Consider the following 13547-nt stretch of genomic DNA (forward strand, 5'->3'; position numbering starts at 1 on the left):
GTCGCCTGAGCGGCCGATCGGACGACCGAGCACGAGGAGGTGCACGATGGCGGGAGGAGTCTCGCGCCCGGGGGAGACCGTGACGCAGCGGATCCTCTCGATCCTGGCCGTGTTCGAGCAGAGCCTCGCGCCGCGCAGCCTCACCGAGATCGCCCATGAGACCGACCTCGCGCCGAGCACGACCCATCGGCTGGTCGGCGAGCTCGAGGAATGGGGTGCGCTGCAGCGCGACGCACACGGCCGGTACCAGGTCGGCATCCGGCTGTGGGAACTGGGACAGCACGCGGGCCGCCAAGTGCGCGAGATCGCCCGCCCGCTGCTGCAGGACCTCTACACGCTCACGAACGAGACCGCGCACATCGCCATCCGCGAGGGCAACGAGGTGCTCTACATCGACCGGGTCTACGGTACCCGCCGAGTTCCGCAGGCGTCGCGCGTGGGCGGGCGCCTGCCGCTGCACGCGACGGCCGTGGGCAAGGTGATCCTCGCCCACGAGGACGAGTGGCTCCGTGAGGCCGTGCTCGCCCGGCCGCTCGAGAGTCGCACGCCGAACACGCACGTCGATCCCGACGCGCTCCGGAGGGAGCTCGCGGCGATCCGCGAGCGGGGATTCGCCACGGCGGTCGACGAGGTGCGGATCGGGGCCTCGTCGATCGCCGTGCCGGTGTTCCAGCGCGAGGGGACCATCGGCGCGGCGCTCGGCCTCGTGGCGCGGGCTGAAGACCTCGACACGCTCGAACGTCACCTTCCGGCGCTGCGCGGCATCGCCCGCCGCATCGAGTCGAGTGTGGGCGCGTTCCCGATGCGGACGCTCGCGCCGGGAGGACGCGGACGATGAAGTCGATTCCGCTGAGCAGAACACGGAACTGCGCCGCGGCGCGACCGGGCTTTGAATGAACGCACCCCGCCCTCGCGGGTCGCCTGCTGACGAAGGAGTTGTCATGGCCGTATCGCCGACCGAGACCACGGTAGGCACGCGCCCGCCCACCGAGTCGGGCTGCCCCGTCGACCACGGCACCGGCCACCACGGCTACTCGCCGTTCGAGATGGACGACCCGTTCGAGGCCTACGCGAAGCTCCGCAGCGAGCACCCGGTCATGTACGACGAGCGGATCGGCTACTGGATCGTCTCCCGCTGGGCCGACGTGCGCGCCGTCTTCGAGGACTGGGAGACGTTCTCGAGCGAGAACGCCCAGGCTCCGGTGCGCGAGCGGGGCCCCGAGGCATCCCGGATCATGAAGGAGGGCGGATTCACCGCGTATTCCGGTCTCTCGGCACGCGTGCCGCCCGACCACACGCGGATCCGCGCGATCGCCCAGCGCGCGTTCACCCCGCGCCGGTTCAAGGCGCTCGAACCCGCGATCCGCGAGAACGTCCGCGCCGCACTGCGTGAGATGCTCGCGTCATCCCACCGAACAGGCGACTTCTTGACGGATGTCGCGTACAGTATCCCGACGATCACGATCCTCACGCTGCTCGGGGTCGACCCGGCGATGGTGCCCACCTACAAGCGCTGGTCGGACTCGCGGGCCGCGATGACCTGGGCCGATCTCTCCGACGACGAGCAGGTTCCGCATGCCCGCAACCTCGTCGAGTACTGGCAGGAGATGCAGCGGCTGGTGGCCGACGCGCACCGGCGCGGAGGCGACGACCTGGTCGCCGACCTCGTCGAGGCGCAGGGTGCCGGTGCCGAGATCTCCGACCACGAGATCGCCTCGCTCTGCTACAGCCTGCTGTTCGCCGGGCACGAGACGACGACGACGCTCATCGCCAACTCCATCCGCGTGCTGCTGTCGCACCGCGAGGCGTGGGACGCGCTCGTCGAGGACCCGGCGCGCATCCCCTCCGCGATCGACGAGGTGCTCCGGTACAGCGGCTCGATCGTCGCCTGGCGACGCAAGGCGACGCGGGACGCCGAGATCGGCGGCACGCCCATCCCGGCCGGCGCGAACATCCTGCTCCTCATGGGTTCGGCAAACCGCGACGAGGAGGTGTTCGTGCACCCCGAGCAGTTCGACATCGATCGCACCGACGCGCGCAACCACATGTCGTTCGGATTCGGCATCCACTACTGCCTCGGCAACATGCTCGCGAAGCTGCAGGACCGCATCGTGCTGGAGGAGACGATCGCCGCCGTCCCGTCGCTGCGCCTCGCCGAGGGCGCCGACATCCATTTCCGCGAGAACCTGTCGTTCCGCGTTCCGACATCCGTCCCTGTGACCTGGGAGGCCTGAGGTGCCCGACTCCGACTACATCCGCTTCTTCGACGAGCAGGGCGCCGCGCCGCTCGAGCTCCTCGGCGGCAAGTGCGCCTCCCTCGTGGCCCTCACTGAAGCCGGCATGCCCGTGCCGCCCGGGTTCGCGGTCACGACCCACGCCTACATGGACTTCCTCGAAGCATCGGGCATCGCATCCGACATCCACCGTCTACTCGCCGGGATCGATGCCGACGATGTCTCGCACGTCGACGAGGTCTCCGCGAGGATCCGCGACGAGATCCTGCGGCTGCCGGTGCCGCAGCAGATCCACGACGAGTTCACGGTCGCGTACGAGGCGCTCCAGGCGCGGTTCGCCGACGGCACGGCCGTGGCCGTGCGGTCGTCGGCCACCGCCGAGGACCTCCCCGACGCGAGCTTCGCGGGCCAGCAGGACACCTACCTGTGGCTCCGCGGCCGCGACGAGGTCGCCGAGCACGTGCGCCGCTGCTGGGCGTCCCTCTATACCTCGCGGGCCATCGTCTACCGCAAGAAGAACGGCATTCCCGACGAGGGCCTGTCGATGGCGGTGGCCGTGCAGGCCATGGTCGACGCCCGAGTGGCCGGCGTCGCGATGACGGTCGACCCGACCACCGGCGATCGGTCGACGATCGTGATCGACGCGGCGTGGGGTCTGGGGGAACTCGTGGTGTCGGGCCAGGTGACGCCCGACAACCTCCACGTCGACAAGGTCATGCTCTCGGTCACGAGCGAGACGATCGGCGACAAGCACCTCGAGCTCGTGCCCGATCCCGAGGCGAAGTCGGTGGTCGAACGCGACGTCGAACCCGAGCGCCGCGACATCCGCTGCCTCACCGACGCCGAGGTCAAAGCCGTCGCCGCCATCGCGAAGCGCGCCGAGAAGCACTTCGGGGTTCCCCAGGACATCGAGTGGGCGATCGACCGCGGGCTCCCCGACGGCGAGAACCTGCTGCTGCTGCAGTCGCGGCCCGAGACGGTCTGGGCGAACCGCGGCGAGGTCCCCACCACCACCTCGGGCTTCGGCATCGAGAGCATCACCAAGTCCCTGCTGGCCCAGATCGGCCGCTGACCCGCCGCCGCCCCGGCGACGTGCACCGTGACGGCAACGTGACGGCACCCCTCCATCGCACCATCGAAACCCCCAGCACCCAGAAACGAGGACAACCATGTCAGAGACGACACTGGTCGCCGAGGCGCCCGCGCGGCGCGCATTCCCGAGCCCCTATGACCAGCCGGCACCGGCCGGGGCCGAGGGCTGGAAGAGCCTGTACGCCTACAACCTGGTCTTCCAGGAGAACCGCCGCGAGGTCGAGGAGGCCAAGTTCTGGTTCTGCGACAGCCAGCACTGGCCGACGGTGACGAAGCCGTTCGAGACCATCGGCTTCGAGTTCGCCGTCGGATGCCTCGGGCAGTACAACTCGCGGCAGTTGCTCATCCCCACCGCCAACGGCATCGAGTACCGCATCCACAACGGGTACGTGTACATGTCGCCGGTCGCGGTCGACCCGGCCGACATCGAGGCGCGGGTGCCGCAGTTCCTCCAGCGCGCCGGCCACTACTTCCAGAACTGGGAGAGCCTGCTGCAGAACTGGCACGGCAAGCTCCGCGCCACCATCGGCGAACTCGAGGCGCTCGACTTCCAGGCGCTGCCCGCCGTCATCCCAGTCGACGACGTCCTCGCCGGCAAGGGCACCGGGCCCGCGACCGAGCTGCTCGACTCCTACGACCGGCTCATCTCGCTCGCCTATCGCGCATGGCAGTACCACTTCGAGTTCCTGAACCTCGGCTACGTGGCCTACCTCGACCTGTTCATGTTCTGCAAGGAGGCGTTCCCGCGCATCCCCGACCAGGCGATCGCCACCATGGTGCAGGGCGTCGACATGGAGCTGTTCCGTCCCGACGACGAGCTGAAGCAGCTCGCGAAGATCGCGGTGCGCGACGGACTCGCGTCGCTCTTCGCTGACACCTCCGACGCCGAGGCCACGCTCGCCGCGATCGCCGCGCACCCGTCGGGCGGCGAGTGGACGACGGCGTGGCAGGGGGCGCAGGACCCCTGGTTCAACTTCACGACCGGCAACGGCTTCTACGCGCACGACGAGTACTGGCGCGACGTGCCGGCGATCCCGCTCGGGTTCGTGAAGAACTACATCGAGCAGCTGCAGGCCGGGGTCGACATCGACCGGCACGTCGCCGAGCTCGTCGCCGAGCGCGACCGCATCACGGGCGAGTACGCCGAGCTGCTCTCGGGCGAGGCGCTCGAGACCTTCCACGGCAAGCTCGGACTCGCGCGCACCGTGTACCCCTACGTCGAGAACCACAACTTCTACATCGAGCACTGGACGATGGGCGTGTTCTGGCGCAAGGCCCGGCAGCTGTCGAAGGTGCTGCACGAGCAGGGGTTCTGGACCGGCGAGCACGACATGTTCTACCTGCGGCGCGACGAGGTGCGCGAGGCGCTCTTCGACTACGTCAACGGCTGGATGGTCGGTGCCCCGCCGATCGGACCCGACTACTGGCCCGCCGAGGTCGAGCGCCGGCGCGCGATCGTCGACGCGCTGTCGACCGCGCGTCCGCAGCCCGCGCTCAACGCGCCGCCCGAGGTCATCACCGAGCCCTTCACCCTCATGCTCTGGGGCATCACCGACGACCAGATCTCCAATTGGCTCGGCACGGGCGACGTGCCCGAGGGCACGTTCAAGGGCATGGCCGCGTCGCCCGGCGTCGCCGAGGGCCCCGCACGCGTCATCTCGAGTGCCGACCAGCTCAACGAGGTGCAGGACGGCGACATCCTCGTCGCCCCGGTGACCGCGCCGAGCTGGGGGCCCATCTTCGGGAAGATCCGCGCCACCGTCACCGACATCGGCGGCATGATGAGCCACGCCGCGATCGTGTGCCGCGAGTACGGCATGCCCGCCGTGACCGGCACCGGTACCGCGTCGGCCGAGATCCGCACCGGCCAGCGCCTCCGGGTCGACGGCAACACCGGTACGGTCACCCTCCTCGACTGAGCCTCACCCGCGCACCGGCCCACCAGCCCCGACCCAGGACATCCGATGACGACTCCGACCCCTCGCTCGACCCGCACCGTGCTCGTCACGGGCGCCGCGGGCGGACTCGGCCGCGCCTTCGCCGAGGCGTTCGCCGCCGCGGGCGACCGCGTCGTGCTGGCCGATCTCGACCGTGCCGGCGCCGAGCGCGCGGCATCCGAGATCTCGGCGTCGTCATCGGTGCCCGCGGTCGGGGCGGGCGTCGACGTGGTCGACCGCGACTCGACCGACGCGCTCGCGCGGCTCGCCGCCGACCTCGGCGGTGGCCGCATCGACGTGATCGTGAACAACGCCGCGATCTACGCGACCATTCGCCGTTCGCCGTTCGATGAGATCGACGACGCCGAGTGGGATCGGGTGCTGGCCGTGAACCTGAAGGGGCCGTGGCAGGTCACGCGCGCCTGCTCGCCGTACCTCGGCGAGGGCGGCCGGGTCGTGAACATCTCGTCGGCGACCGTGCTCAGCGGCTCAGCCCAGTGGGCGCACTACGTGGCGTCGAAGGCCGGGGTCATCGGACTCACGCGGGTGCTCGCGCGCGAGCTGGGGGCACGCGGGGTGACCGTGAACGCGGTCGCGCCCGGCTTCACGCTCACCGAGGCGAGCGAGAACCTGCTGTCGGATGCCGCGACCTACGGCGTCGACCGCGCATCGATCAAGCGTCCCATCCAGCCCGACGACATCGTCGGCACGGTGCTGCACCTCGCATCGCCGGCGAGCGGGTTCGTCACCGGCCAGACCATCGTGGTCGACGGCGGCCGCCAATTCCTCTAGGAGGCAGAGACACATGACCATCACCGATACCATCACGGCATCAGCGGATGCCGCGAGCGAGGAGCAGACCGTGAGCACCGTGGTCTACACCGCCCATGACGGCTCCGTGACCCGGATCGACGGCCGCCCCGGCGACTCCATCATGGAGACCGCGGTGCGCAACGGGGTGCCGGGCATCGTCGGCGAGTGCGGCGGCAGCCTCTCGTGCGCGACCTGCCACGTGTTCGTCGCCCCCGAGACGCAGGAGCTCGTCGGCACGCCCGGTGACCTGGAGGACGAGATGCTCGACGGCACCGCCGTCGAGCGTGAGGAGAACTCGCGGCTCTCGTGCCAGATCAAGCTGCAGGCGGGCTGCGAGTACCACGTCACCACCCCGTCCGAGCAGATCTGATCGGCGCGCTCATGGACACCACACTCATCGTCGGCGCCTGCCAGGCCGGCGTGCAACTCGCCTCGGTCATGCGCGACCTCGGCGACACGGGCGCCATCGTCCTCATCGGCGAGGAGGCGCATCGCCCCTACCAGCGCCCGCCGCTGTCGAAGGGATGGCTCAAGAGCGAGCTGACCCCCGACGACGTCATCCTTCGTTCGCGCGAGTGGTTCGCCGGCCGCGGCATCGAGCTCATCTCGGGAGACCGGGTCGTGACGGTCCGCCGGGATGCCGACGGCTCGGGCACGGCGACGACGCTCGGTGGCCGCGTCATCCGCTTCACGCGTCTCGCGCTCACGACGGGAGCGTCGGTGCGCCGCCTCACGGTCGCGGGCACCGACTACCGAGGCGTGCACTACCTGCGCGACGCCGACGACGCGCTCACGCTCGAGCCTGCGCTCCGCGAGCCCGAGGTCGAGCGCGTCGTCGTCATCGGCGGCGGATTCATCGGCCTGGAGACCGCCGCCGTCGCCCGTCAGCTGGGCAAGTCGGTGACGGTGCTCGAGGTCGGCCCACGGCTGGTCGGACGCGTGGTCGCCGAGGAGACGAGCGCGTTCTACCTCGCGGCGCATCGGCGCCGTGGCACCGACGTCGTGCTCGACGCACGGATCACGCGGATCGTCGGCGACGACGCGAGCGCCGCCGGCCAGAAGGGCTCGGTCACGGGTGTCGAACTGGCCGACGGCCGGGTCGTGCCCGCCGATCTCGTCGTCGTCGGCATCGGCGTGGTTCCGCGCGTCGAGCTCGCCGTGCAGCTCGGGCTCGAGGTCGACAACGGGATCGTCGTCGATGCCGCGTGCCGGGCATCCGACGGGCGCACGGTCGCCGCCGGCGACTGTGCCAGCATGCCCAACCCGTACCCGCTCGGGCTCGACGGCCGGGTGCGGCTCGAGAGCGTGAACAACGCGCTCGAGCAGGCGAAGGTCGCCGCCGCCACGCTGCTCGGCCGGCCGGAGCCGTATGTCGGCGTGCCCTGGTTCTGGTCGGACCAGGCCGACCTCAAGCTGCAGATCGCCGGCCTGTCGACCGGGTACGACGAGGTGGTCGTGCGCGGCGAGCCCGACTCCGAGAAGTTCGGCGTGCTGTACTACCGCGACGGCCGGCTGATCGCCGCCGACATGGTGAATCGGCCCGCCGAGTTCATGGCCGTGCGCCATGCGCTCATGAAGGGCCAGACCATTCCGCCGGATGCCGCAGCCGACGTCGACGTGCCGCTCAAGCAGTCCGTGATCGACCCCGCCGCCGTGGCCGCCTGAGGAGACACGACATGACCATGACCCTGCAGACCATCCATCCCGTCGATACGACGCCGATCGTCGCATCAGGCGGGAGCGAGGACCTCGACCCGCTGTGGCGGGCGATCGTGAACGAGTCGCGCGCCCGTGGCAACGATATCCACCTGCCGATCTCGTTCGCCTACGCCGAGCGGCTGTGCGATGCGTATCCCGATGCCGATGCGCTCGTCGTGCGCGTCGCGATCCTGCTGCACGACACCGGATGGGCCCGCGTCGACGAATCGCGCATCATCAGCGAGGGCTTCGCGGGCGACTGGCGCAAGGCCGACGTGCGATTCGAGCACGAGCGGCACGGCTGCGACATCGCCCGCGAGGTGCTGCCGCCACTGGGCTTCGACGACGAGTTCGTCGGGCGGGTGACCGCGATCATCGACGGGCACGACACCCGACCCGAGTCGCGCTCGCTCGAGGACAGCCTCGTGCGCGACTCCGACCGACTCTGGCGGTTCACGCCGGCGGGTATCGCGTTGGCGTCGGGATGGTTCGGCCTCACGCCCGCGGAGTACGTGCGCCGCCTGCGGGCCGAGATCGTGCCCGAGCTCCTCACCCAGGCGGCGGTCGAGATGGCCGAGGCCGAGCTGGCGCGGTCCGAGGCGCTGCTGAAGACGGAGCAACTGTCATGACCATGTCCTCCGCGCCGACGCTGACCGACGAGGTGCTCGTGTCCGCCCATGCGGCGGCATCCGGCTCGTTGCCGTACCGGCACGTCGACGACCTCTTCATCGACGGCGAGTACCGCCCCGCGCAGGGCGACGGGCGGTTCGAGGTCGTCGACCCGGCGACCGGTCGCGCCTGGGCATCGGTGCCGATCGCGGCGGAGGCCGACGTCGACGGGGCTGTGGCCGCCGCGCGTCGAGCGTTCCCCGGTTGGAGCGGGCTGGCACCGTCCGAACGGGCACGCCGCATGCTCGCCATGGCCGATGCCGTCGAGCGCCGTGCCGGCGAGCTCGCCACGACGAACACGCTCGAGAACGGATCGCCGGTCGCCGAGACGTCCCGCGCCGCGTCGAACGCCGCCGGCATCCTGCGCTACTTCGCCTCCCTCGCCGCGTACCTCGAGGGCGACGACGTGCGCGTCGCGCCCCTCGACCCGAGCATGGCGACCTCGGTGCACCGCGACCCGATCGGGGCCTGCGCGCTGATCGCGCCGTGGAACTTCCCGATCAACCTCGTCGTGATCAAGCTCGCGCCCGCGCTCATCGCGGGCTGCACGGTCGTCATCAAGCCGGCGTCGCCGACGCCGCTGTCGATCCGGTACATCGTCGATGCGGCGGCCGAGGCGGGGATCCCGGCGGGGGTCGTGAACCTCGTGACGGGTGACAGCGCCGTGGGGGATCGGCTGGTACGGCATCCGGGTGTCGACAAGGTCGCCTTCACCGGTTCGACGCCCGTCGGCCGCCGCATCGCCGCGGCGTGCGGGGAGCTGCTGCGCCCCGTGACCCTCGAGCTCGGTGGGAAGTCCTCGGCCATCGTCCTGCCCGATGCCGACCTCGACCACGTGGGCAGCGTGCTCCTGCGCAGCTGCATGCGCAACACCGGGCAGACGTGCTACATCTCGACCCGCCTCATCGTGACTCCCGAGCGGTACGACGAGGTCGTCGACCTCGCTTCCGCGACGGTCTCGGCGGCGCGGCTCGGCGACCCGCTCGACCCCGCCACCGTGTTCGGTCCGATCGCGACGGCCGCGCAACGGGACATCGTGCGAGGCTACATCCGCTCCGGCATCGACGAGGGCGCCCGCGCCGTCGCGGGCGGCGACGTGCCGGCGCCGTTCGAGCACGGGTCGTGGGTGACCCCGACGGTGTTCGCCGACGTCACGCCCGAGATGCGGATCGCCCGCGAGGAGATCTTCGGGCCCGTGCTCACCGTCATCCGCGCCGACGACGTCGACGCGGCCGTCGCGATCGCGAACGGAACCGAGTTCGGCCTCGGCGGCATCGTCTTCGGCGCCGACGAGGACCGTGCCTTCGAGGTCGCGCGACGCGTGGACACGGGATCGATCGGCGTCAACGTCTTCGCGTCGAATCACGCGGCCCCGTTCGGCGGACGCCACGACTCGGGCCTCGGCGTCGAGTACGGCATCGAGGGACTCGCCGCGTACCTCACGCCGCAGTCGGTGCACCGCCGGCGGCGGTGAGCGAGGTTCGATCGGTCCGGCTACGCGCCATCGTGTGCGGAGCAGCGCTCGGAGAGTGCGTACCGCAACAGCACCATGTCGCCGACCTGACGGGTCTCGGCGAGGGGAGCGTGACGGTCGGGATTCCACGGGAACCTGCCGTCGCCGATCAGCCGGGGGGCTCGCGGGTCGCCGACGAAGAACGGGGCGATGGCCAACTGGAGCTCGTCGACGAGGTCGGACGCCAGGAATTGCGTGATCATGGTTCCGCCGCCCTCGACCAGGAGCGTGCGCACGCCGCGGTCGTGCAGATCGCCGACGACCTCCGCCATGGCGACCTCGTCGCCCAAGCCGACGACGATGGCCCGCTCACCCAGCCGGTCGCGGATGCCGCGAGCCGCCGATCGTGGGCAGTAGACCAGCTTCTCGGTGTGTCCGAGCTCGAAGAACGCCGCCCGCGGATCGAGGTCGCCGGTCCCCGTCACCGTGACCTTCCACGGCGACGAGGGCAGGCCCTCGGCTTCGCGTCGACTCCGGCGCTCCTCGCTCCGCACGAGCAGCCTGGGATTGTCGAGGCGCACCGTGCGTGCTCCGACCAGGATGGCGTCGCTGTGCGCCCGCACTTCGTCGACCCGGTCGAAGTCCGCCGCGTTCGAGAGCGCGAGGCGCGGCGGCGACGCGGTGTCGAGGTATCCGTCGATGGACATCGCGGCGCTGAGGATCACGTACGGCCGGTCGATCACGATCCCATCTTCCCCTCAGCGCCGGCGAGAAGGACGGCAGGCCGCGATCTGGAGATACGCGTGCGGCGAACAGCGGCCGTCACGGTGAGGACGAGGCCCGGGGCGACGGAGATCAACGCGAGCACCCCGAAGAGGGCGGATGCCGCGACGCCCGTGGAGGCGCCGAGGCCGGCCACGGCGAACGTCCAGCCCGCGACCCCCTCGCGCGGGCCCCAGCCGCCGAGGTTCAGCGGGATGGACCCCGCGATCAGGACGACGAGCGCGAGGGCGGCGAGGCGGAGCGGGGGCACGCTCGCCCCGACTGCGGCGACAGCGATGCCGAAGGTCGCGACGTGGCATCCGACCACCACGATCGAGGCGGCGACGACCCGCACGAGGGCGCCGATGGATCCCACGCCAGCCGAGAGCTCGTCGAGCTCGCGGCGCAGCACGCGCCGCACTCGCACGCTCGCTGCGACCGTCGCGAGCGCGGCGAGCACGAGCGCCGCGAGGCAGATGCCGAGCGCCGAGAGCAGGACCCCCTCGAACTCCGACCCGAACCATGCGAGCACGACGACCGCGAGCGCGACCTGCACCACCTGCCCCACGCTGCGCTCGATGACGACGGCACGAGCGGCCTGTGGGACGTTTCCCGCGTCGCGTCCCTGCATGACGGCCCGCTCGACGTCACCGACCACACCGCCGGGAAGCATGGAGTTGAGGAACTGCGACCGGGAGTAGGCCGCAAGGGCGTCGGGCAGGCGGATGCCGATGCCGAGCCGCTCCGCGATGACGCTCCACCGCCACGCCGCCGCGACCGTCGCGACAGCGGTCAGTGCGAGCGCGGCGGCGATCACGCGGAGATCGATGCTGGACAGCCCGCGGAGGAACGGCCCGGTGCCGACCTGGACGACGACCGCGATCAGCAGGCCGAGACCGACGAGCGCGCGAGCGGCGACGCGGAACCACGTCGCGGACAGGACCGAGCGCATCGGTGGGTTCGTGGATGCGGACATCATGGCCATGCCAGCAGATCGACGTGCTCGACGAGGGCCGAGAGCGAACCGCGCCGCAGTTGCGACGAGCGCAGCGCACGATAGCCGGCACCGTCGGGCAGCAGGTCGTCGGCCCGCACGAGGTCGGTACGGTGCTCGAGCGCCGCCTCGATCCATCCGTCGAGCCACTGCTCGAGGAGACGAGGATCGTGATCGCCGAGGCGCCAGAGCGTGGTGGCCGATCGGACGTTCCAGCCGGCGTCGAGGAACAGGTCGTGCGCGAGGGCGACCCCCGACGGCCCGAGGAGCCGGCGTCCGTCCACCGTACGCTCCTGGTGTGCGTTGAACGCGGCCTGGAAGGCGGCGTCGCGAGGATCCCGCGGGTCGAGGCGCACCTCGCCGGTCACGCTCAGGCTGAACAGCACGGGGGAGCCCGCGTCGATGCAGGCCCGGACGACGGCGCGCACCTCTTCCGCGGTCAGTACGTCGAGCAGCGCGGAAGCCGTCACGAGCGATGCATCCTCGAGATCGTCGGATCCGAGTCGCGCGAGCTGTCCGATGCGCATGCGGACGGCGACCGCGCATCGTTCACGATCGAGCGTGACGGCGCCTCGCGCCGCGCGATCGACGAGGTCAGCGTTCCAGTCGTGCAGGACCCACGTCTGCGGACCGGGGAGCAGCGGCGCCAGCCATCTCATCATCGAGCCCGTGCCGCTCCCCAGGTCATGGATCACGATCGGGCCGGCTCCCAGCCTGCGGGCTGTCGCGCGTGCGAGCGGGCGCGATCGCGCGCGGGCGTCCTCCCGTTCGCGAAGCGCCAGCCAATCGCCGCTCACCTCGATGATCTCGCTCATCGGATGCCCAGCCGCGCTGATCCGATGTGCTCCGACCCCGATCGGACCTCGCTCAGCACCCTGGCGACGATCCACGCGGGCTCATCCCAGACCCGTGTCACGGTGCGGGAACGCAGCGCCTCCGCTTTGAGCGCCGCACGCCACCGAGGGTCCTCCATCCACCGTCGGAGGACGGCACGCAACGCCTCCGGGTCGTCGGGTGGAGTGAGGATGGCGGCGTCGCTCCCGGCGATCGCCTCCGGCACTCCGCCCACGCGCGCCGCCACGACGGGGATACCGCGGGCGAGCGCCTCAGCGACGACCATGCCGTAGCTCTCCGCCCGCGACGACACGACCACGAGATCCGCGGCGTGGTACGCGTCCGCGAGTGGCCGGCCCGAGAGCACCCCCGCGAGTTCGACGCGCCCCGTGAGCGCGGCGGATCCGATCGCGGCCGCAGTGCGGATCGCGAACTCGCGGTCGACGTCGAGCGGGCCCACGATCGAGCACGTCCAGTCGGGCAGGTCGGTCATGCCCGCGAGCGCCTCGACGAGCACATCCTGGCCCTTGTGCGGCGCCACGGCTCCGACGCAGAGCAGGTGTCCGCCCGACGAGGATCCGGATGCCGCCGCGGCCGCGTCCGTGCCCGGATGCGCCACCGCGATCCGATCGGGCTCCGCGAGAGCGCGGGCGACGAGCTCGGAGCGGGTCCACTCGCTCGTCGTGATCACACGCCGCGCGGCGTTCAGGGCCTGGCGTTCGCGTTCGGCCGTCCGGACGTCGCCGCGCGACTCGGGAAGGGTGCTCGCGACCATGTGCGCCAGGACGACGATGCGAAGACGCGTCGAATGCGCACCGAGCAGCTCCGATGCCGCCACGGCGATCAGGCCGTCGACCAGCACGAGGGCGTCGCGCGGCAGCACCGACATCTCGTGCGCGACGTCGGCGACGCGGTCCTCCGCGACGGGCACCGTTCGCACGTCGATGCCTCGCGCTCGCAGCGCGCCGGTGAGGCGCCGATCGTAGACGTTGCCGCCGCTGACGCGCGCATCGTCGTCGATGGTGTCGGGCACCAGGAAGTGCACGGTCGCCTCTGCCATC

At 71.0% G+C, this 13547-nt stretch carries 13 protein-coding genes; 9 read left to right on the forward strand and 4 right to left on the reverse strand.

Translation table 11 applies throughout. The features are described from left to right. The first annotated feature begins 46 nt into the window (after positions 1-46). From ACVFI9_RS08550 to ACVFI9_RS08590, 9 genes are all read left to right on the forward strand, one after another. Positions 47-838: an IclR family transcriptional regulator gene (locus tag ACVFI9_RS08550; protein WP_474765761.1), complete on the forward strand. Its 792-nt coding sequence runs from the start codon at positions 47-49 to the stop codon at positions 836-838. A gap of 103 nt (positions 839-941) precedes the next feature. Further along, on the forward strand, positions 942-2234 hold the full coding sequence (locus tag ACVFI9_RS08555; RefSeq protein WP_474765762.1) for a cytochrome P450: 1293 nt from the start codon (positions 942-944) through the stop codon (positions 2232-2234). 1 nt (position 2235) lies between these two features. Continuing rightward, complete coding sequence (locus ACVFI9_RS08560) at positions 2236-3306, forward strand: PEP/pyruvate-binding domain-containing protein (RefSeq protein ID WP_474765763.1); 1071 nt, start codon at positions 2236-2238, stop codon at positions 3304-3306. Between the two features lie 97 nt (positions 3307-3403). Further along, entirely contained in the window at positions 3404-5245 is a 1842-nt protein-coding gene (locus ACVFI9_RS08565; RefSeq protein WP_474765764.1) for a PEP-utilizing enzyme, read from the forward strand. A 45-nt stretch (positions 5246-5290) separates the two neighbouring features. Next, complete coding sequence (locus tag ACVFI9_RS08570; protein ID WP_474765766.1) at positions 5291-6055, forward strand: SDR family NAD(P)-dependent oxidoreductase; 765 nt, start codon at positions 5291-5293, stop codon at positions 6053-6055. Between the two features lie 13 nt (positions 6056-6068). Beyond that, on the forward strand, positions 6069-6446 hold the full coding sequence (locus ACVFI9_RS08575) for a 2Fe-2S iron-sulfur cluster-binding protein (protein WP_474765768.1): 378 nt from the start codon (positions 6069-6071) through the stop codon (positions 6444-6446). An 11-nt stretch (positions 6447-6457) separates the two neighbouring features. Beyond that, entirely contained in the window at positions 6458-7741 is a 1284-nt protein-coding gene (locus ACVFI9_RS08580; protein ID WP_474765769.1) for an NAD(P)/FAD-dependent oxidoreductase, read from the forward strand. Positions 7742-7752: 11 nt separating this feature from the next. Continuing rightward, positions 7753-8403, forward strand: coding sequence for an HD domain-containing protein (locus tag ACVFI9_RS08585; RefSeq protein ID WP_474765771.1), 651 nt, complete (start codon positions 7753-7755; stop codon positions 8401-8403). Beyond that, on the forward strand, positions 8400-9917 hold the full coding sequence (locus ACVFI9_RS08590) for an aldehyde dehydrogenase family protein (RefSeq protein ID WP_474765773.1): 1518 nt from the start codon (positions 8400-8402) through the stop codon (positions 9915-9917). Before ACVFI9_RS08585 ends, ACVFI9_RS08590 begins: the two co-directional genes overlap by 4 nt. 20 nt (positions 9918-9937) lie before the next feature. Here ACVFI9_RS08590 and ACVFI9_RS08595 read toward each other — a convergent pair whose 3' ends face one another. Genes ACVFI9_RS08595 through ACVFI9_RS08610 form a run of 4 tightly spaced genes read right to left on the reverse strand, consistent with a single transcriptional unit; the run spans position 9938 to position 13546 of the window. Beyond that, positions 9938-10639 (reverse strand): RibD family protein, encoded by a 702-nt coding sequence (locus tag ACVFI9_RS08595; RefSeq protein ID WP_474765774.1) that lies wholly within the window; start codon positions 10637-10639, stop codon positions 9938-9940. After that, positions 10636-11610, reverse strand: a complete 975-nt coding sequence (locus tag ACVFI9_RS08600) for a lysylphosphatidylglycerol synthase transmembrane domain-containing protein (protein ID WP_474765776.1) — start codon at positions 11608-11610, stop codon at positions 10636-10638. Before ACVFI9_RS08600 ends, ACVFI9_RS08595 begins: the two co-directional genes overlap by 4 nt. A gap of 23 nt (positions 11611-11633) precedes the next feature. Further along, positions 11634-12467 (reverse strand): small ribosomal subunit Rsm22 family protein, encoded by an 834-nt coding sequence (locus ACVFI9_RS08605; protein ID WP_474765777.1) that lies wholly within the window; start codon positions 12465-12467, stop codon positions 11634-11636. After that, the gene (locus ACVFI9_RS08610) at positions 12464-13546 is read right to left on the reverse strand and encodes a glycosyltransferase family 4 protein (protein WP_474765779.1); all 1083 of its coding nucleotides are present in this window, start codon (positions 13544-13546) and stop codon (positions 12464-12466) included. Before ACVFI9_RS08610 ends, ACVFI9_RS08605 begins: the two co-directional genes overlap by 4 nt. Position 13547: the final 1 nt, after the last annotated feature.

The sequence above is a fragment of the Agromyces sp. NSFZ genome (assembly GCF_056156205.1).